Source organism: Streptomyces phaeoluteigriseus, from assembly GCF_001896135.2.
GTDB classification, from domain to species: domain Bacteria; phylum Actinomycetota; class Actinomycetes; order Streptomycetales; family Streptomycetaceae; genus Streptomyces; species Streptomyces phaeoluteigriseus.
Map to the genome: position 1 here is coordinate 593,098 of NZ_MPOH02000011.1, position 19,763 is coordinate 612,860.

Here is a 19,763-nt window from a genome sequence, read left to right on the forward strand (position 1 = left end):
CGTCCTGGAGTGTCCCCTCCACAGGGGTTTGAGGAGGGCGTCACGACGCGGTCACGATCCCCCGGTTGACACCGCACGCGCACTTGCCGACCCCACGCACCCGGCGTAGACCAGTGCCACGGGACAGCGCTCGGACGTTCGACGAGGAACGAAGAACGGGGCAGTGATGCGCAGCACGAGCAACACCATCCGGACACGCAGGACCGTGAAGGCGGCCGCCACGGTCCTCGCGGGAGCCCTCGCGCTCTCACTCACCGCGTGCGGCAGCGACGACGACAAGAGCGGCGGAAGCCAGAACACCGGCACGAAGGCGTCCGGCGACGCCCTGACCCTCCCGAAGCTGGACGGCACGACGCTGGAGGTCGCGGCCGTCTGGACGGGCCCGGAGCAGGCCAACTTCAAGAAGGTGCTGGCCGAGTTCGAGAAGCGCACCGGCGCGAAGGTCACCTTCGTCCCGGCGCAGGACCCGATCATCAACTTCCTCGGGTCCAAGATCGCGGGCGGTCAGCCGCCGGACGTGGTGATGCTGCCGCAGCCCGGCGCCATCAAGCAGGCCGTGGACAAGAAGTGGGCCAAGCCGCTGGGCGCCGAGGCCCTCAAGGAGTTGCGGAAGAACTACTCGCAGGGCTGGCAGGACATCGGCAAGGTCGGGGCGGAGCAGTACGGCGTGTACTACAAGGCGGCCAACAAGTCGCTCATCTGGTACAACGCCAAGGTCTTCGAGAACGCCGGCGCGACCGAGCCCAAGACGTGGGACGAACTGCTGACGACGGCCCAGACGGTCTACGACTCCGGCGTCACCCCCTTCTCGATCCCGGGCGCGGACGGCTGGCCGCTGACCGACTGGTTCGAGAACGTGTACCTCTCCCAGGCGGGCCCGGAGAAGTACGACCAACTGGCCCGGCACGAGATCAAGTGGACGGACCCTTCCGTGAAGGAGGCGCTGACCACGCTCGCGCAGATCTGGGGCAAGAAGGACTACGTGGCGGGCGGCGCCGACGGTGCCCTCCAGACGCAGTTCCCCAACGCCGTCACCCAGACCTTCACCGGCGGTGACCAGCCCAAGGCCGCGATGGTCTACGAGGGCGACTTCGTGCAGGTCAACATCGCGCAGACGGACGCGAAGGTGGGCACGGACGCGAAGGTGTTCCCGTTCCCGAAGGTCGGCGACACCGCGCCGGTGGTCTCCGGCGGCGACGCGGCGGTCATCCTCGAGGACTCCGCGGGCGCGCAGGCGCTGGCGACCTTCCTGGCCTCGCCGGACGCGGCCGAGATCCAGGCGAAGCTGGGCGGCTATCTCTCGCCGAACAAGAACGTCGACCCGGCGGCGTACCCGAACGACGTGCAGCGCAGAATCGCCGAGGCGCTGGTCGCGGCGGGGGACGACTTCCGCTTCGACATGTCGGACCAGGCCCCGCAGGCCTTCGGCGGTACGCCCGGCAAGGGCGAGTGGAAGGACCTCCAGGACTTCCTGAAGAACCCGACGGACGTGGCCGGCATCCAGGCGAAACTGGAGTCGGACGCGGCAGCGGCGTACGGGAACTGAGCCGGTCATGGCATCGGCCGGTGCGGCGGGGGCTCCCGGAGCCCCCGCCCCTCCTCGCTCGCGCAGAAGCGTGACCGGCACCCGCAGGGCGGTGGCCGCGCTGTTCCTGCTGCCCGCCCTGGTGCTGCTGGGCGCGCTCGTGGTCTACCCGATCGGGTACTCGCTCGTGCGCAGTTTCTACGACCAGTCCGGTGACGGATTCGCCGGACTCGACAACTACAAGGCCCTCTTCACCGACGACGGCATCCGCACGGCGTTGAAGAACAACGTCCTGTGGGTGGTGTTCGCGCCGACCGTGGCGACCGCGCTCGGTCTGATCTTCGCGGTGCTGACCGAACGGATCCGCTGGGGCACCGCGTTCAAGCTGGTCGTCTTCATGCCGATGGCGATCTCGATGCTCGCCACCGGCATCATCTTCCGGCTGGTCTACGACCAGGACCCGGACAAGGGCGTCGCGAACGCGGTGTGGGTCGGGGTGCACGACACGTTCGCGCAGTCGTCGGCGTTCCCCAAGGCCCATCCGGGCCGCCAGTCGCCGCTGGAGGCCGCGCGGGGCGGCGCCTTCCTCACCAGGGAGCCGGTCCGCGCGGGCAGTCCGGTCTCCCTCCCCCTGGTCGGCGTGCCGCCGGACCAGATGCCCGACAGCGCGAAGAAGGCCGCGCCGGCCACGTCCGAGCCGGGCAAGGTCACCGGCACGACCTGGCAGGACTTCACCCGCGGCAAGGGCGTCGGCACGCTCGGCGCCCCGGACCCGTCCGAGCTGGGCTACGCGGGGATGCGGATCGAGGCGGTCAAGGACGGCAAGGTCGTGGCCTCCACGACCGCGGCCGGTGACGGCACCTTCAGCCTGCCCGAAGCGGCCGACGGGGCCCAGCTGCGGCTGCCCGCGAGCAACTTCAAGGAGGCGTACAACGGGCTGGACTGGCTCGGGCCGTCGCTGGTCACACCGGCGATCATCGGGTCGTACATCTGGATGTGGGCGGGCTTCGCGATGGTGCTGATCGCGGCCGGGCTGGCGAGTGTGCCGCGGGAGCTGCTGGAGGCGGCCCGGGTGGACGGGGCGAACGAGTGGCAGGTGTTCCGCAGGGTCACCGTGCCGCTGCTCGCGCCGGTCCTCGCGGTGGTCACCGTCACGCTGATGATCAACGTCCTGAAGGTGTTCGACCTGGTCTTCATCATCGCCCCCGGCTCCTCCCAGGACGACGCGAACGTGCTCGCCCTGGAGCTGTACCGCAAGGGCTTCTCCGAAGACCAACCGGGCATCGCCAGCGCCATCGCGGTGTTCCTGCTGCTGCTGGTGATCCCGGTGATGTGGTTCAACGTACGCAGGCTGCGGCGGGAGGTCAGGCGATGAGGACTCCCGTGGAACCCGTGCGGGCCGAGCGTTCGCTGGGCGGGCGGCTCGTGGAGAAGGTGGGCGGCGGTGCGGTCCGGGTCTTCCTGATCCTGGTCGGGCTGTTCTGGCTGGTGCCGACGATCGGTCTGCTGATCTCCTCGCTGCGCTCCCCGGAGGACATGAGCGCGAGCGGCTGGTGGAAGGTGTTCGCGGAGCCGTCCCAGCTCACCGTGGACAGTTACCAGAAGCTGCTGGAGAACGGCGACATCACCAGCTCCCTCTTCAACACGGTGCTGATCACCGTCCCGGCGACGGTCCTGGTCGTCGTCATCGGCTCGCTCGCCGGATACGCGTTCGCGTGGATGGAGTTCCCGGGCCGCGACTGGTGGTTCCTGGGCGTGGTGGGACTGCTGGTGGTGCCCGTACAGGTGGCGCTCATCCCGATCGCGGAACTCTTCGGCGAACTCGGCCTGTTCGGGTCCGTCCTCGGGGTGATCCTCTTCCATGTGGGCTTCGGCCTGCCCTTCGCGGTGTTCCTGCTGAGGAACTTCTTCGCGGAGATCCCCCGCGAGCTGCTGGAGGCGGCCCGGCTGGACGGCGCCGGCGAACTGCGACTGTTCACGCGGGTCGTGATGCCGCTGGGCGGTCCGGCGATCGCGAGCCTCGGCATCTTCCAGTTCCTGTGGGTGTGGAACGACATGCTGGTGGCCCTGGTGTTCACCAACGCCGACAGCCAGCCGATCACGGTCGCTCTGCAGACCCAGGTACGGCAGTTCGGCAACAACATCGACGTGCTGGCACCCGGCGCGTTCATCTCCATGGTGGTCCCGCTGGCCGTGTTCTTCGCGTTCCAGCGGCAGTTCGTGTCCGGCGTCATGGCCGGCGCGGTCAAGTAGGCCGTACGGCAAGGGGGGGTGGGCATCATCGGCCCGCCCCCCTCCGTTCACCCGGTGTCCCCCGGATGCCGTAGACGAACGTAACCAAGTCACTCCATCGGCCGTTGCCCGGACCAGGCCCTGTCGTCCGCGCCGACCTATGGATGTCCCTTGCCCAGGTTCAGTGTCATCGTCCCCGCGTACAAGGTTCAGGCGTACCTGCACGAGTGCCTCGAATCCGTGCTGTCCCAGTCGTACACCGACTTCGAGCTGATCGCCGTCGACGACGGTTCGCCGGACGCCTGCGGCGAGATCATCGACGAGTTCGCGGCCCGCGACCCCCGCGTGCGAGCCCTGCACCTGCCCGAGAACGCCGGTCTGGGACCCGCGCGCAACGCGGGCCTCGCCCAGGCCACCGGCGACTACCTGCTGTTCCTGGACTCCGACGACACGCTCACCCCGGACGCGCTGCGCGCGATCGCCGGCCGGTTGAAGGACACCGGCGAGCCCGACGTCCTGGTGTACGACTACGCGACCGCGTTCTGGACGGGTGAGACCGAACGCCACCGGTTCACCGAGCAGCTCACCGAGCGAGGCCCGGCGCCCTTCCGGCTGGAGGACCGGCCGGGGCTGCTGAGGGTGCTGATGGTCGCCTGGAACAAGGCCTACCGGCGGGATTTCGTCGAGCGCGTCGGCCTGACCTTCCCGCCCGGCTACTACGAGGACACCCCCTGGACCTACCCGGCACTGCTGACCGCCGGGTCGATCGCGACGCTGGACCGGGTCTGCGTCCACTACCGGCGGCGCCGCGCCGGCAACATCCTCTCCACCACCAGCCGCCGCCACTTCGACGTCCTCGACCAGTACGACCGGGTGTTCGCGTTCATCGACCGGCGGCCCGAACTCGCCCACTGGCGGCCGGTGTTGTTCCGCCGCATGGTCGACCACCTGACGACGGTGTTCACGCGGCCGGACCGGCTGCCGCGCGGTTCACGCGGCGAGTTCCTGCGCCGGGCCCGCGCCCACTACCGCCGTTACCGCACGCCCGGCGCGCCCGTCCCGCTGCGCTCCCGGCTGCGCCACGGCCTCGTCCACCTCGGCCTGCACCGCACCTACCGGGTGCTCCAGGCGGCCACGATCCTGCGCCGCCGCACGGGCGGGGGCGCCGCGGGACTCGCCCGCGCCCTGAAGGCCGTCTGCCTCCGGGCCCACTACCGGATCCAGCTGCGTCTGCCGCTGCGTGCCGACCGCGCCGTCTTCGCCGCCTACTGGGGCCGCGGCCACGGCTGCAACCCGGGCGCGCTGGAGAGCGCGTTCCGCGCCCTCGCCCCGCAGGTGCGCACCGCGTGGATCGTCCGCCCCGAGCACCGGCACGCCGTCCCGCCGGGCCCGCGTCCGCTGGTCTCCGGCACGGCCGCCTACTGGACGGCGCTGGCCCGCTCCAAGTACCTGGTGAACAACGTCAACTTCGACCGCAGGATGGTCAAGCGCCCCGGCCAGGTCTTCGTGCAGACCCAGCACGGCACCCCGCTCAAGCACATGGGCCTCGACCTCCAGGAACGCCCCGCGGCGGCCCGCGACATGGACTTCGCGGAGCTGCTCAGGGGCGTCGACAAGTGGGACTACGTCCTGTCCGCCAACCGCCACACCACCCTCACCTGGGAACGCGTCTACCCCGGCGGCTACACCACGCTGGAGTACGGCTACCCCCGCAACGACGTCTTCCAGCGGGCCACCGCCGCGGACGTGGCCCGGCTGCGCGAGGAGCTGGGCATCCCGCGCGACACGGTGGCGATCCTGTACGCCCCCACCCACCGCGACTACCGCCGCACCCAGCGCGCCGCCCTCGACCTGGAACGGCTCCTGGACCGGCTGGGCCCCCGCTTCGTGATCCTGGCCCGCGCCCACTACTGGCAGCCCGCCACGGCGCCGCGGGCCGACGGCCGGGTCATCGACGTCAGCGACCACCCGAGCGTGGAGTCCCTCTGCCTGGCCTCGGACGCCCTCCTCACCGACTACTCGTCGATCATGTTCGACTACGCCGGCCTGGACCGCCCGATCGTCGTCCACGCCGAGGACTGGGAGGCCTACGAGGCGGCCCGGGGCACCTACTTCGACGTGCGCGCCTTCCCGCCGGGCGCGGTCGCCCGCAGCGAGGACGAACTGATCGACATCTTCGCGACCGGCCACTGGCGCGGCTCCCGCTCGGCCCAGTTGCGCGCCGCGTTCCGCGAGCGGTTCTGCCCGTACGACGACGGACGCGCCGCCGAGCGCGTCGTACGGCGGGTCGTGCTGGGCGAGACGGAGGTGCCGCCCGTCGTGCCGCTCGCGGAGCGCCGTCCCGTGCCGTCGGCGGCGGCGAGTCACACGCGCCCCGCGCTGACCACCGTGCCGCAGCCTTCGGGCCCCCGGGTCACCAGCCACTAGAAGCCCCGCGTCCTTCCGTGCCGGAGCCCCGCCGGAGCCCCGCCGGAGCGCCGCTTGGGCGCTCACCTCTCCGGACCCGACCGAGCCAGACACAGAAAGAGCAGAATGCCCCGCTTCAGCATCATCGTTCCGTCCCATGGGGTCGCCGGCCGGCTGTCCCTGGCGCTGGACTCCGTCCTCGGGCAGTCCTTCGGCGACTTCGAGCTGATCCCGGTCTGCGACGCGCCCGACGCCCCGGCCTGGGCCGTCGCCGCCGGGTACGCCGAGCGGGACAGCCGGGTGACCCCGGTGTCCTCGCCGCCGTCGGCGGGGCTCGCCGGCGCGCGCAACACCGGGATGCGGGCGGCGACCGGCGCGTATCTGCTGTTCCTCGACGGCGACGACACCCTCGCGCCGGGCGCGCTGACCGCGCTGGACGCCCGGCTGGCCGAGACGGGCGAGGTGGACGTCCTGTACGCCGGGCACGAGCGGACTCCGTGGTGGGAGGGTGAGCCGGCCAACCCGGCGGACCCGCTGTTCGCCAAGGCGCCCCGGGGTGCCTTCCCGCCCGCCGAGGCCCCCGAGATCACCGGCGTGCAACTGCCCGTGTGGAGCGCCGCCTACCGGCACGACTTCCTCACCGCGCACGCACTCACCTTCCCCACCGGGCACTTCACGGACATCGGCTTCGGCGGCCTGGTCACCGTGCACGCCGAGCGGGTCGCGGTCCTGCGCTCCGTCGTCGTACGGCATCTGCTGCGGCGGCAGGGCAGCCGGCTCAACCTGCCGGGCGAGCACCACGCCGACCTGCTGGAACAGACCGATCTGGTGCTCACCGCGGCCGCCGGACGCGGCTCCACCGGTGACCTGTTCGCCCAGTTGTTCGCCGCCGTGCTGAAGACGGCCGCGCACCCGGCCCGGCTGCCCGCCTCCCATCGCCGGGCCTTCTTCCGCCGGGCGACCGCGCTCCACCGGCGCCACCGGCCGGCCGGGTTCCGCAGGCCCGGCGGGAGCCTGGGAGTGCAGCACCGGCTGCTGGCGGCAGGGGCGTACACGGCCTTCCGCGCGCTGCGCGGCGCCAACCGGAAGCTGTCGGCCGCCGCCCAGCGGATCCCGCGCCCCCGCGGACTGCGCACCCGCCTGTACTACCGGCTGCAACTGCGCCGCCGTATCGACCCCCACCTGGCCGTGTACTGCGCGTACTGGGGCCGGGGTTACGCGTGCAGCCCCGCCGCGATCCACGCCAAGGCCGCCGAACTCGCGCCGCACATCCGCTCGGTGTTCCTCGTCGAGCCCGAACAGGCGCACGCGATGCCGCCGGGGATCGACCACGCCGTGATCGGCAGCCGCCGGGCCTGGCGGCTGCTCGCGCGCGCCAAGTACCTCGTCAACAACGCCAACTTCGCGGAGGGCGTCGTCAAGCGCGAGGGCAGCGTGCACGTGCAGACGCAGCACGGCACCCCGCTGAAGAAGATGGGCGTCGACCAGTCGACGTACCCGGTGGTGGCGGCCGCGACCGGCAGCTTCACCAAGCTGCTGGGCCGCGTCGACCGGTGGGACTACAACCTGTCCTCCAACACCCACTCCACCCAGATGTGGGAGCGCGCCTTCCCCGGCTCGTACGAGCACCTGGAGTACGGCTATCCGCGCAACGACGTCCTCCTGACTGCGACCGCAGAGGACGTCGCCCGTGTCCGGCGCGAGCTGGGCGTCCCGGAGGGGAAGACGGCCGTGCTGTACGCGCCGACCCACCGCGACCACCGGACCGGCTTCGACACGGGCCTGGACCTGGAGGCGTTCTGCGAGGCGGCCGGCGAGGACGTCGTCGTGCTGCTGCGGGCGCACTACTTCTACGACCAGGGCGTACGCCGGGGCTCCGGACGGATCATCGACGTGACCGCGCACCGCTCCGCCGAGGACGTGTGTCTGGCCGCCGACGTGCTGGTCACCGACTACTCGTCGATCATGTTCGACTACGCCAACCTGGACCGTCCGATCGTCGTGTACGCCGACGACTGGGACGTCTACACCGAGACGCGGGGCGTGTACTTCGACCTGATGGCGGCCCCGCCGGGACCGGTCGCCCGGACGCCCGAGGAGCTGGCCCGCGTCTTCGCCGACGGCTCGTACGACTCGGCCGCGTCCCGGTCGCTCAGGAACATCTTCCGGGCCCGTTTCTGCCAGTTCGACGACGGGCGGGCCGCCGAGCGCGTCGTCCGGCGGGTGCTGCTCGGCGAGCCCGCGGAGGCGATCCCGCCCGTGCGGCCGCTCGCCGAGCGCGTCCCGGCCCCCGCCGCCTCCATCCTCGTAAGGAGCTGACCCCCGCAGTGCCCCGCTTCAGCATCATCGTCCCCTGTTTCAAGGTGCAGGGCTTCCTGCGCGAGTGCCTCGACTCGGTCCTGGAGCAGTCGTACCGCGACCTCGAGGTGATCGCCGTCGACGACCGCTCACCCGACGGCTGCGGCGCGATCCTCGACGAGTACGCGGCCCTCGACGACCGGGTGCGGGTCCTGCACCTGCCGGAGAACGCCGGCCTCGGCCGCGCCCGCAACGCCGGCCTGCCGCACGCGAGCGGCGACTACCTGTTCTTCCTCGACAGCGACGACACCCTCACGCCGGGCGCCCTGCGCGCCATGTCCGACCGCCTCGACGAGGCCGCCGACCCGGACGTGCTGGTCTTCGACTACGCCCGCACCTACTGGTGGGGCGGCACCCGCCGCAACGCCCTCGCGCACGTCCTCGCCGACTGCGGCGACGCCACGTTCACCGCCGCCGAGCACCCGGAGATCCTCGATCTGCTGATGGTCGTGTGGAACAAGGTGTACCGGCGGGACTTCGTCACGGAGAACGAGTTCCGTTTCCCACCCGGCTACTACGAGGACACGCCCTGGACCTTCCCGGTCATGCTCAGCGCGCGGCGGATCGCCACGCTGGACCGGATCTGCCTGAACTACCGCCAGCGCCGCCAGGGCAACATCCTGTCCACCACCAGCCGCAAGCACTTCGACATCCACGACCAGTACGAACGGGTGTTCACCTTCGTCGACTCCCGCCCCGAACTGGCCGGCTGGCGGCCCTACCTGCACCGCAAGATGGGCGACCACTGTCTGGACATCCTCGCCAAACCGGACCGGCTGCCCCCGTCCGACAGGGGCGAGTTCTTCCGCCGTACGGCCGAACTGTTCGCCCGGCACCGTCCCGCGGGCGAGCCGGTGCCCGCCGAACTGCGCGTGCTGCAGGGGCCGTACGCCGCCTACGTGGCGTGGCGGCAGGGCACGCGGGCCGGGCGGGAACTCGCCCGGCGTGCGGCGCAGGCGCGCGGGGCGGCCGCGGAGCGCGTACGCCGGGGCGTGGGCGTCGTGCAGTCCCGGCGCCCGCTGGACCCGCGGCTGGTGGTGTACTCGGCGTTCTCGCACCGGGGTGTGCTCGGCGACCCGGGAGCCGTGTACCGCAAGGCGCGGGAGATCGCCCCGCAGCTGCGCGGGGTGTGGGTCGTACGGGACGAGGAGACGGCCGACCGGCTCCCCGACGGGGTCGAACACGTGTTGCTGGACTCCCCCGCGTACCGCCGGGTGACCGCGCGGGCCGGCTTCTTCGTCAACAACGTCAACTGGCCCGGCACGCTCGCCAAACGCCCCGGCAGCGTCCACATCCACACCCACCAGGGCACCCCGCTGAAGTACATGGCGGCCGACCTGCTGGACCGGCCCGGCGCCCGGCACGGCGTGGACGTGCCGCAGATGCTGCGCCGCGCCGACCGCTGGGACCACAGCCTGGTAGCCAACCCGCACTCCGAACTGGTCTGGGAGCGCGCCTACCCCTGCCACTTCACCTCCGCGCGCACCGGCAGCCCGCGCAACGACGTGCTGGTGAACGCCGACGCACAGGCCGGGCCGCGGGCCCGCGCCCGCCTCGGCATCCCCGCGGACCACACGGTCGTGCTGTACGCGCCGACCCGCCGGGAGTACGTCCGCGGCGGCCACGTCGACCGGATCGACCTGGCCCGGTTCGCCGCCGGCCTCGGCGAGGGCCACACCCTGGTGGTGCGGCTGCACCCGTCCCTGGCGACCGGGCACGCGCGCGGGATGGGGTTGTCCGACCTGCACCGGCGCGGGATCGTCGTCGACGCGACGGACGTCCCGGACGTCGAGGACGTGATGCTCGCCTCCGACGTCCTGGTCACCGACTACTCGGCCCTGATGTTCGACTACGCCCTCCTGGACCGGCCGATCGTGGTGCACGCCGACGACTGGGCCGCGTACGCGGCGAGCCGGGGCACCTACTTCGACATCACCGCCGAGCCGCCGGGCCATGTCTCGCGCAGCTACGAGGAGCTGGCCGGGCTGATGGCCTCGGGGAGCTGGCGCGACGAGGAGTCGGCACGGCTGCGGGCCGCGTTCCGGGAGCGGTTCTGCGTGTTCGACGACGGGCGGGCGGCCGAGCGGGTCGTCCGGACGCTGCTGCTGGGCGAGGAGATGACCGGCCCCGCCACGGTCCGGGTGCCCGCTCCGGCCGTCCCGGGCGACGTGCTGGCGTCCAGGTGAGGCTGCGCCCGCATGCCTGGGTGCTCGTCCTGGCCGTGGTGTACGCGCTGCTCCAGCTCGCGAACGTCACCGGCCGGGACACCCCGGACAGCAAGAACTACCTGTCGTACGCGCTGAGTCTGCGCGGGGAGGGCAAGTACGAGGCCGCGGTCGCGACGATCGACTGGGCGTGCGAGGGGGAGGCGGCGGTCGCGGCCCGCCGGCAGAGCGTCGACGTGGTGCGGTTCCACCGCGCCGACCCGACCGCCGACGTCTTCGCCGAGTGCCGGGAGCGGGAGTGGCGCAACGTCGGGGCGCGGCTGGCGGCGGGCCAGACCGGCGGGCACACGGTGCCGTTCATGCCGGAGCGCTTCATGCGGATCTTCGAGGCGCGGCCCGGCTATCCGGTGTTCCTGGTGCCGTTCCTGACCCTGTTCGGCGTGACCTGGGGCATGTGGGCGGCGGGGGTCGCGGTGACGGCGGCGGGCGGGGCGCTGGTCTTCCTGGTCCTGCGCACCCTGCGCGCACCGGCCGAGGTCTGTCTGACCGGGCAGGCCCTGTACTACGTCCTGCCGTGCGGGGCGACGGCCATGCGCCCGATGACCGAGGGCCTGTTGCTGGCGCTGACCCTGATGGCGGTGTGGGGCTGCGCGCTGGCCCTGGACGGGCGGGTGCGGGCCGGGGCCTGGCTGGTGGGCGGCGCGCTGGCCGCCCTGTTCACGGTCAAGCACTCGCAGGCCCTGTTCCTGGGGCTCGCTCTGGCGGCCGGCGGTGCGCTGATCGCCGTACGGCGTCGGCGGCGGGGCCGGCCGGCGGGGCGCGCGGTCGTGGCGGTGACCGTGGTGGGGGCGGCCGGTGCGGCGGGGACGCTGCTGCTGTCGGGGCTGCTGCACCATCCGTCCGGGGCGGAGAGCCTCCAGGATCTGCTGACCGACCATTTCGCGCGGCCGGACCGGGAGCGGCCCTGGCCGGAGTTCTGGCAGTTGCAGCAGCGGTTCTGGCCGGAGTGGCTGCGCCGGCAGCTGTGGGAGCCGCTGTTCCTGGCGGCGCTGGCGGCCGGGGCGTGGGGTGCGCTGCGCGGGCCGCGGCGGGCGTTCGGCGTCCTCCTGGCCGCCGCCGCGTCCACCGGGGTCCTCACGCAGGCCGGGCACCCGGACATCGCCATCTGGGGCGGGCGGCTGATCGTGCTGGCGTGGCTGCTGCCGGTGCTCGGGCTGCCGCTGCTGCTGGAGCCCCTGGTACGGGGCCGGGTGGCCCTGCCGGCGCAGGAACGGCCCGATCGGACTCACTCGATGAGGTGACGGACGCAAGGCCGTTGACGCGGGCGGGAACATACCGCCAATGCCCCTCTTTGTTCCGGTTCGATGAGCGTCGGCGTCCTCACCCGGCGTCCCGTGCGCGGCGCGACGGCGCTGCACGGCGGGCGCACCTGGCGTCCGAGCCCCTACCAGGTCTTCGGGTTCCTGTTCTGGCTGGTCATGTCACTGGCGTACTGGCGGGTGCCGCTGTGCTGCGACGCCGGGCAGCACGCGGCGGTAGTCGAGCGGCTGCGGGCCGACCTGCTCGCCCCGCGCCATCCGACGGCCGACCTGCCGGGTACGGGCAGCCCCTACTACTCGCCGTACGCGGTGGCGCAGGGCGTGTTCGCGCGGTTGACCGGGCTGTCGGGCTGGGACGTGCTGCGGGTCGCCGGTCCGCTGAACCTGGTGGTGCTGCTGACCGGCATCGGCCGCTTCACGCGCGCCCTCACCCCGCGACCCTGGGCGCCGGTGCTGGCGCTGGTGGCGATGACCCTGCTGTGGGGCACCGAACGGGCCTGGTGGAGCGGCTATCTCGGCCTGATGTCGATGACGGGCAACCTCGGTTATCCGTCGACCTTCGCCATCGGGCTGGCCTTCTGGGCGTGGGCGTGGACGGGCACGCGCGCGCGTGACGCGCGGGCGGTGCGGTTCGTGGGCCCGAACGGATTGCGCGGCTTCGCCGGGTACGCGGCGCTCGGCGCGCTCTACGGCGTCATCCTGCTGGTCCATCCGATCACGGCCGTCGCGGCGGTGACCGGGGGCTTGGCGTTCGTGGCGGGCCGGCAGCGCGGACGGCGCCCGGCGGTGGTGCTGCGCTGGGCCCTCACCGGTACGACGGCTCTGCCGGTCGCCCTCGCATGGCCGTACTTCGACGTGTTCGCGCTGGTCGGCGACGGCAGCGTCGACGCGATGCACCGGCGGCTGTACGAGGGGCTCGCCGGGCATTTCTGGCTGGCGCTGCTGGGCGTGCCGGCGCTGTGGCTGCGGGGCCGCAGGGACGGCGTCCGCGATCCGCTCGTGCTGATGTTCGTCCTGGACTGCCTGGTGGTGGCGTACGGATGGGTCAGCGGCCACTACACCTACGGGCGGATCCTCGGGCTCACGCTGGTGCCGCTCCAGTTCGCGCTCGCGGTGGAACTGGCGGCGCCCCGGCCGTGGGGCGCGGGGCGGCGGGTGCTGGGGGCGGTCACGGCGGTCGCGGCCTGCGTCGGCTTCCTCACCGTGCAGGCCGGGGCGGTGGTCCCGCGCGCGGTGGACCCGGTCGGCTTCGCCCAGCCGCCGCACTGGCCGTCGTACGACTGGGCCGCGCGGTACATGGCGCCCGGCGAGGTGGTGATCGCCGACGGGTACCACGCCGTCCACCTGATCGCCGGGTACGGGCCGAACCTCGCCGCCCCCGCCTGGCCGGACGCGGCCCTGGACGAGCGGGAGCGGCTGCGGCGGCTCGCGGACGTGCGCGCGTATCTCGCCCCGGAGTCGACCCGCGCCGAGCGGTCGGCGATCGTCCGCCGCCATCGCGTCCGCTGGCTGCTGCTCACGCGCTGGCACCGGGTGCCCGAGGAGGCCGTGGTGGTGGCGTGGAGCCGGGGGACGGGCGAGGTGCTGGCGCGGGTCGGCCCGTGAGGACGGCTACTCGATGACGAGGTCGACCTCGATGTTGCCGCGGGTGGCGTTGGAGTAGGGGCAGACCTGGTGGGCCTGGTCGACCAGCTTGCGGCTGGTCGCCTCGTCCACGGTCTCGGGCAGTTCGACGCGGAGGGTGACCTTGAGGCCGAAGCCCTCGCCCTGCTTGCCTATGCCGACCTCGGCGGTCACGGCGGCGTCGGACAGGTCGACCTTCGCCTGGCGGCCGACCAGACCGAGGGCGCTGCCGAAACAGGCCGCGTACCCGGCGGCGAAGAGCTGCTCGGGGTTGGTGCCCTGACCGTTGCCGCCCAGTTCCACCGGCATGGCCAGGCCGAGGTCGATCTTGCCGTCGGAGGAGACGGTGCGGCCCTCGCGGCCGTGGGTGGCGGTGGCGACTGCGGTGTAGAGCGCGTCCATGGATGAACCATCCCTCTCGGAAGTCTGTGTTCGGGAGTGACCCGCCCTCGCGCCGATCACGTCCGGGCGGCCTCACGACGACAAGTAGAGCACACAACTCAGTTGTGCACAACTAAATGGCTCACTAGAGCTACTCTGGAGGCATGACCCCCATGTCGACCCCCGCCGCCGCTGCCGCCGGCCCGGAGGACAACTGGCTCCGCCTGGACAGCCAGATCTGCTTCTCCCTCCAGGCCGCCTCGCGCGCCTTCAACGGCGTCTACCGCGTGATCCTCAAGGACCTCGGTCTGACCTACCCCCAGTACCTGGTGATGCTCGTCCTGTGGGAGGAGGGCGAGCTGCCCGTCAAGAAGCTGGGCGAGCACCTGCGCCTGGACTCCGGCACGCTCTCGCCGCTGTTGAAGCGGCTGGAGTCGGCCGGCCTGGTGCGGCGCGAGCGCAGCGCCCGCGACGAGCGCTCGGTGGAGGTCCGGCTGACCGAGGAGGGCACCGCCCTGCGTGAGCGCGCGGTGCGGGTGCCGCGCCGGATCGTCGCCGCGACCGGCCTGGACCTGGCGGAGATCGGCGAGCTGCGGGAACGCCTCGACCAGCTCACCACCGCGCTGGACACGGCCGCCCGGCAGGAGGAGCTGGGCGACGCACGGTGAGCCGGGTCGGTCGGTGAGTGAGGGGCTGCCGGGGGCCGGGGGTAGGTCAGACCGAGGTCCTTGAGGATCACGCGGTAGACGCCGTTGAAGGCGCGCGAGGCCGGGGGTCGGGCGGTGGCTGTGGGTCCGCCGGTGGCGGAAGCGTGCCGGTGGTCGAGGGCTGCCGGTGGCCGGGGGTGTGGCGGTTACTGGGGTGTGCCGGTGACTGGGCGTGTGCCGGTGACTGGTGGTGCCGGTGGCTGTGGGGCTGCGGTGGCTGCGGGACTGACCGTGATCGATGAGCGACCGGTGGCCGAGGGTTTTTCCACAGGCCCCGCGGTTGTCCACAGGCCCTGCGGGAGAGTCCGGCGCCTGCTTCACTGTGAGACGACCCCATCCGGGTCCATTGCGGGTTTTTCCCATGAAACCCACCACTCACCAGCACGAGGCAGACGCACCACTCACCGACGAGGGGGAGATCAGGACATGACCTGGCTGATCACGGGCGGCGCCGGCTACATCGGGGCGCACGTCGTACGGGCGATGACCGAGGCGGGCGAGCGTGCGGTGGTGTACGACGACCTGTCGACCGGCGTCGCCGAGCGAGTGCCGGCCGGGGTGCCGCTCGTGGTGGGCTCGACGCTGGACGGCCCGCTGGTCTCCCGCACCCTTACCGGGCACGCCGTCACGGGGGTCGTCCACCTGGCGGCGAAGAAGCAGGTCGGCGAGTCGGTGGGGCTGCCCCTGCACTACTACCGGGAGAACGTGGAGGGGCTGCGGGTCCTCCTGGAAGCGGTCAGCGCCGCCGGGGTCCCGTCCTTCGTGTTCTCGTCCTCGGCCGCCGTCTACGGCATGCCGGACGTCGACCTGGTCACGGAGGAGACGCCGTGCGTGCCGATCTCCCCGTACGGCGAGACGAAGCTGGCCGGGGAGTGGCTGGTCCGCGCGACCGGCCGGGCCACGGGGCTGTCCACGGCCTCGCTGCGCTACTTCAACGTGGCCGGCGCGGCGAGCCCCGAGCTGGCCGACAGCGGCGTGTTCAACCTGGTCCCCATGGTCTTCGAGCGCCTCACCCAGGACGCGGCGCCCCGCATCTTCGGCGACGGCTACGCCACGCCCGACGGCACCTGCGTGCGGGACTACATCCACGTGGTCGACCTGGCGGAGGCGCACGTCGCCGCCGCGCACGCCCTCCAGGCCTCCTCCCGGCGGGACCTGACCCTCAACATCGGCCGCGGGGAGGGCGTCTCCGTCCGCGAGATGATCGACCGCGTCAACGCCGTCACCGGCTACGACCGGCCCCCCACGGTCACCCCGCGCCGCCCCGGCGACCCGGCGCGCGTGGTCGCCTCCGCCGACCGCATCGCCACGGAGCTGGGCTGGAAGGCCAAGCTCGACGTCCAGGACATGATCGCCTCGGCCTGGGAGGGCTGGGTACGCCTGCATCCCGAGGCCGCCCGGGTGTAGCGGCGGCGCAGCGGGCCGACGGGCCGACGGGCCGACGGGCCGACGGGACGCGCCTACGCGTTGTTGAGGTACGCCGGCACCGCCGGCACCCTGCGGTCGCCGCTGTCGCTCTGAGGGAGGCCCAGCTTCAGGAATACGTAGCCGATGTGCTTGCTCACCGAGCGCTCGGTGATGACCAGGGTCGTGGCCATGGCGGTGTTGTCGCGGCCCTCGGCCATGACTTCGAGCACCTCGCGCTCCCGCGGGGTGAGCAGGTCCAGCGGTGAGTCCTTGCGGCGGGACAGCAGCTCGGAAGACCTCCGGGTCCAGCGCCGCGCCGCCGGAGGCGAACCGGTCCAGGGCGTCGAGGAACTCGTCCATCCGGCCGACCCGGTCCTTCAGCAGATAGCCGACCCCGCTCGCGCCACCGCCGAGCAGCTCGGCGGCGCAGGACTCCTCGACGTACTGGGACAGGACCAGCACCGGCAGGCCCGGGATGCGCTGCCGTGCCGCCCCGTGCCACGAGGGCGGCGCGCAACCAACCCCTCGTCGCGGAAGCCGGGCGGCATCCGCACGCGTCCAGGACGGCGACGTCCGGCCCGGTGCGCGAGGAGCGCCGGCAACCCCGGTCACGGCCTGCCGAGCCCTCCGCTCACAGCGCCTTGATCGCTTCGGCGGTGGCCCGCGCCAGCGTGCCCAGATACCCCTTGGGCAGCTTCGGGCTGCGGATCACCACCGAACGCCAGTAGAGCGGACCGGAGATCAGGTCGAGCGCCAGCTCGTCGTCCAGGTCCCCGCGCACCTCGCCGCGCTGCGTCGCCGCCGCCACGATCTTCAGGGCGACGCCCTCCTGCCCGTCCCGCAGCGCCTTCTGCATGGCCTCGGCGATCTCCGGGTTGCGGGCCGCCTCGGCCTGGAGGTCCGGGATGATCTGCGAGGCCACCGGATGCCGCAGCGCCCGTGACGTCACCTCGTACAGCACCCGCAGATCGCCCTCGAGGCTGCCCGTCTCCGGGGCCGGCAGGCCCTGTACGGCGATCGCCGAGACGATGTCCAGGACGAGGTGCAGCTTCGAGCGCCAGCGCCGGTACACGGCGGTCTTGCCCACTCCGGCACGGCGGGCGATGCCCTCGATGGACATCCGCGCGTAGCCGACGGTCGCCAGCTCCTCGAACACGGCCGCCCGGATGGCCTCCGTCACGTCCTCACGCAGGACGGCCGCTCCCGCGGGGGTCCTGCGGCGAGGACGCGGCTGGGGCCCGTCGGCGTTCGTCGTCATGCGGACCAGCATAGGGCGTGACGACGATACGGGCCCGTCCCTACGCAACACGGTGTGACGTCGCGACGCAACGGTGTCGTCGTCACGCCGGTCCGCGCCGTCACCCTCACCCCTCACCCCTGCGCCCCTGCGCCCCTGCGCCCCTGCGCCCGCACCGAGCGGCGTCGTCGCCTCTGCGCCGCCGTACCGGTACGTCCGCGTCCGCACCCGCCCCGTGTCCGCCCATCGTCGGGACGGAACGGTCTCGTCCCGGCCTCGCCCGGGTCTCGTTGCCGCGTCGGTACGGTCTCGCCGCCGCAACGAACCCACGCTGCCGTGACGACGAAACGGTTGCGTTCCGACGCCCACTCGGCCTACGCTCACGTTGCGACGATACGGTGCCGTCCCGACGTAAGAGAACGTGATGAGAAGCGTAAGAAAACGCGGACCGACGGCGTGGGAACCGGAAGCGCGCACCCCCACCCCCCGAGTGAAAGCAGCGGATGTGAGTCAGGTCCTCCACACACCGCCCCAGGCGCGGGCCGAGGCCCGTGAAGACCTCGCGGCCCTCGCGGCCCGGCACGGCCTCTCGGTCAGCGGCGCCCGCCCCTCCCTGCCCGAGTACGTCCGGCAGCTGTGGGCGCGCCGTCACTTCATCACCGCGTTCGCCACCGCCAAGCTCACCTCGCAGTACAGCCAGGCGAAGCTGGGCCAGGTCTGGCAGGTGATGACCCCGCTGCTGAACGCGGCCGTGTACTACTTCATCTTCGGCGTGCTGCTCCAGACCAAGAAGAACGTCCCGGACTACATCCCCTTCCTGGTGACGGGGGTGTTCATCTGGACGTTCACGCAAAGCTCGATCATGGCGGGCACCAAGGCGATCTCGGGCAACATCGGCCTGGTGCGGGCGCTGCACTTCCCCCGGGCCGCGCTGCCACTGTCGTTCTGCCTCCAGCAGTTGCAGCAGTTGCTGTTCTCGATGGCAGCGCTGGTGATGATCCTGCTCGTCGTGGGCGTGCCGCCGGCCCTGTCCTGGCTGCTCGCGGTCCCGGTGCTGGTGCTCCAGTTCACCTTCAACGCGGGTGTCTCGATGATCCTGGCGAGGCTCGGCGCGAAGACCCCCGACATCGCCCAGCTGATGCCGTTCGTCCTGCGCACGTGGATGTACATATCGGGTGTGATGTGGAGCATCGACGTCCTGCTCAGCGAGCACAGCGACCTGCCTACCTGGGTCGCCGACGTGCTGCGGGCCAACCCGACGGCCGTCTACATCGACCTGATGCGGTTCGCCCTGATCGACAGTTTCCGCGCCGACAACCTTCCGCCGCACGTGTGGGCGACCGCGGTCGGCTGGGCGCTGCTGGCGGGCGTCGGAGGCTTCATCTACTTCTGGAAGGCTGAGGAGACGTACGGCCGTGGCTGACAACGCAACGCTCACCGACATCGACCACGTCAACGACGTCAAAGACGTCACCGCCAAGACCGGCGTCACCGGCGAGCGGATCCCCACCGTCATCGCCGACCGCGTCGACATCGTCTACCGCGTCAACGGCACCAGCGCGGGCCGCGGTTCCGCCACCGCCGCCCTGAATCGCATCGTGCGCCGCAAGAAGACCGAGAAGGCGTCGGGCGTCCGCACGGTGCACGCCGTCAGGAACGTCAGCTTCGTGGCGTACAAGGGCGAGGCCATCGGCCTGATCGGCACCAACGGCTCGGGCAAGTCGACGCTGCTCAAGGCGGTCGCGGGTCTGCTGCCGGTGGAGAACGGCAAGATCTACACCGACGGCCAGCCGTCCCTCCTGGGCGTCAACGCGGCCCTGATGAGCGACCTGACCGGCGAGCGCAACGTCCACCTCGGCGGCCTGGCCATGGGCATGACCCGGGAGCAGATCAAGGAGCGCTACCAGGAGATCGTCGACTTCTCCGGCATCAACGAGAAGGGCGACTTCATCTCCCTGCCCATGCGCACCTACTCCTCCGGCATGGGATCCCGGCTGCGGTTCTCCATCGCTGCGGCCAAGGACCACGACGTCCTCCTCATCGACGAGGCCCTGGCCACCGGTGACGCGAAGTTCCGGCAGCGGTCGGCGGACCGCATCCGCGCGATGCGCGAGCACGCCGGCACGGTCTTCCTGGTCAGCCACAGCAACAGCTCGATCCGCGAGACCTGCGAGCGGGTCCTGTGGCTGGAGCGCGGCGAGCTGCGCATGGACGGCCCGACCGAAGAGGTCCTCAAGGAGTACGAGGCGTTCACCGAGCCGAAGAAGAAGCCGCGCCCGGCGAAGGCCTGACGCCCGGCGCGTCACCAGCCACGCGCCACCAACCTTGCGTCACCAACCTTGCGCAACCAGCCTTGCGTCACCGGCCTTGCGCAACCAGCCCTGCGTCACCGGCCTTGCGTCA

General features: G+C 72.0%; 14 protein-coding genes and 2 pseudogenes. 12 read left to right on the top strand and 4 right to left on the bottom strand.

All coding sequences use genetic code 11. From position 1 onward, the window contains the following. The first annotated feature begins 166 nt into the window (after window positions 1–166). From BM536_RS13800 to BM536_RS13835, 8 genes are all read left to right on the top strand, one after another. Complete coding sequence (locus BM536_RS13800) at window positions 167–1,546, top strand: ABC transporter substrate-binding protein (protein ID WP_073492231.1); 1,380 nt, start codon at window positions 167–169, stop codon at window positions 1,544–1,546. A gap of 70 nt (window positions 1,547–1,616) precedes the next feature. Next, window positions 1,617–2,900, top strand: coding sequence for a carbohydrate ABC transporter permease (locus BM536_RS13805; RefSeq protein ID WP_073492233.1), 1,284 nt, complete (start codon window positions 1,617–1,619; stop codon window positions 2,898–2,900). Further along, complete coding sequence (locus tag BM536_RS13810; protein ID WP_073492235.1) at window positions 2,897–3,778, top strand: carbohydrate ABC transporter permease; 882 nt, start codon at window positions 2,897–2,899, stop codon at window positions 3,776–3,778. The genes BM536_RS13805 and BM536_RS13810 overlap by 4 nt, the downstream gene beginning before the upstream one ends. Before the next feature lie 150 nt (window positions 3,779–3,928). Then, the gene (locus BM536_RS13815; protein WP_094102979.1) at window positions 3,929–6,184 is read left to right on the top strand and encodes a bifunctional glycosyltransferase/CDP-glycerol:glycerophosphate glycerophosphotransferase; all 2,256 of its coding nucleotides are present in this window, start codon (window positions 3,929–3,931) and stop codon (window positions 6,182–6,184) included. 105 nt (window positions 6,185–6,289) lie between these two features. Beyond that, entirely contained in the window at window positions 6,290–8,482 is a 2,193-nt protein-coding gene (locus BM536_RS13820; protein ID WP_094102980.1) for a bifunctional glycosyltransferase/CDP-glycerol:glycerophosphate glycerophosphotransferase, read from the top strand. 8 nt (window positions 8,483–8,490) lie between these two features. Further along, a complete protein-coding gene (locus BM536_RS13825) occupies window positions 8,491–10,707 on the top strand; it encodes a bifunctional glycosyltransferase/CDP-glycerol:glycerophosphate glycerophosphotransferase (RefSeq protein WP_094102981.1) in 2,217 nt (738 codons plus the stop codon). Between the two features lie 2 nt (window positions 10,708–10,709). Continuing rightward, a complete protein-coding gene (locus BM536_RS13830) occupies window positions 10,710–11,987 on the top strand; it encodes a hypothetical protein (protein ID WP_170109924.1) in 1,278 nt (425 codons plus the stop codon). A 63-nt stretch (window positions 11,988–12,050) separates the two neighbouring features. Continuing rightward, complete coding sequence (locus BM536_RS13835; protein ID WP_073492237.1) at window positions 12,051–13,610, top strand: hypothetical protein; 1,560 nt, start codon at window positions 12,051–12,053, stop codon at window positions 13,608–13,610. Window positions 13,611–13,616: 6 nt separating this feature from the next. Here the strand turns inward: BM536_RS13835 and BM536_RS13840 are convergent, their stop codons facing one another. Next, window positions 13,617–14,030, bottom strand: coding sequence for an organic hydroperoxide resistance protein (locus BM536_RS13840; RefSeq protein ID WP_073492240.1), 414 nt, complete (start codon window positions 14,028–14,030; stop codon window positions 13,617–13,619). Window positions 14,031–14,173: 143 nt separating this feature from the next. Here BM536_RS13840 and BM536_RS13845 point away from each other — a divergent pair, with 143 nt between their 5' ends. Then, on the top strand, window positions 14,174–14,677 hold the full coding sequence (locus BM536_RS13845) for a MarR family winged helix-turn-helix transcriptional regulator (protein ID WP_094102983.1): 504 nt from the start codon (window positions 14,174–14,176) through the stop codon (window positions 14,675–14,677). A 35-nt stretch (window positions 14,678–14,712) separates the two neighbouring features. Here BM536_RS13845 and BM536_RS42800 read toward each other — a convergent pair. Next, window positions 14,713–14,778: pseudogene (locus BM536_RS42800) on the bottom strand (MarR family transcriptional regulator); the annotation flags it as partial. A 364-nt stretch (window positions 14,779–15,142) separates the two neighbouring features. On the opposite strand from BM536_RS42800, the gene galE reads away from it, so the two are divergent. Continuing rightward, entirely contained in the window at window positions 15,143–16,123 is a 981-nt protein-coding gene (galE, locus tag BM536_RS13850) for a UDP-glucose 4-epimerase GalE (RefSeq protein ID WP_094102984.1), read from the top strand. A gap of 53 nt (window positions 16,124–16,176) precedes the next feature. Here galE and BM536_RS13855 read toward each other — a convergent pair. Both BM536_RS13855 and BM536_RS13860 read right to left on the bottom strand, forming a co-directional pair. Beyond that, window positions 16,177–16,725, bottom strand: a pseudogene (locus BM536_RS13855) (LuxR C-terminal-related transcriptional regulator); the annotation flags it as partial. A gap of 29 nt (window positions 16,726–16,754) precedes the next feature. After that, a complete protein-coding gene (locus BM536_RS13860; protein WP_245873487.1) occupies window positions 16,755–17,381 on the bottom strand; it encodes a TetR/AcrR family transcriptional regulator in 627 nt (208 codons plus the stop codon). 484 nt (window positions 17,382–17,865) lie between these two features. Between BM536_RS13860 and BM536_RS13865 the strand changes: the two genes are divergently transcribed. Together BM536_RS13865 and BM536_RS13870 are read left to right on the top strand one after the other, a co-directional pair. After that, a complete protein-coding gene (locus BM536_RS13865) occupies window positions 17,866–18,783 on the top strand; it encodes an ABC transporter permease (RefSeq protein ID WP_073498447.1) in 918 nt (305 codons plus the stop codon). Between the two features lie 19 nt (window positions 18,784–18,802). After that, complete coding sequence (locus BM536_RS13870) at window positions 18,803–19,651, top strand: ABC transporter ATP-binding protein (protein ID WP_073498451.1); 849 nt, start codon at window positions 18,803–18,805, stop codon at window positions 19,649–19,651. Window positions 19,652–19,763: the final 112 nt, after the last annotated feature.

Coding starts and splice junctions, on each gene's coding strand:
- BM536_RS13800 (WP_073492231.1), top strand. CDS start 167: ATGCGCAGCACGAGCAACACCATCCGGACACGCAGGACCGTGAAGGCG.
- BM536_RS13810 (WP_073492235.1), top strand. CDS start 2,897: ATGAGGACTCCCGTGGAACCCGTGCGGGCCGAGCGTTCGCTGGGCGGG.
- BM536_RS13820 (WP_094102980.1), top strand. CDS start 6,290: ATGCCCCGCTTCAGCATCATCGTTCCGTCCCATGGGGTCGCCGGCCGG.
- BM536_RS13835 (WP_073492237.1), top strand. CDS start 12,051: ATGAGCGTCGGCGTCCTCACCCGGCGTCCCGTGCGCGGCGCGACGGCG.
- BM536_RS13840 (WP_073492240.1), bottom strand. CDS start 14,030: ATGGACGCGCTCTACACCGCAGTCGCCACCGCCACCCACGGCCGCGAG.
- BM536_RS13845 (WP_094102983.1), top strand. CDS start 14,174: ATGACCCCCATGTCGACCCCCGCCGCCGCTGCCGCCGGCCCGGAGGAC.
- galE (WP_094102984.1), top strand. CDS start 15,143: ATGACCTGGCTGATCACGGGCGGCGCCGGCTACATCGGGGCGCACGTC.
- BM536_RS13860 (WP_245873487.1), bottom strand. CDS start 17,381: ATGACGACGAACGCCGACGGGCCCCAGCCGCGTCCTCGCCGCAGGACC.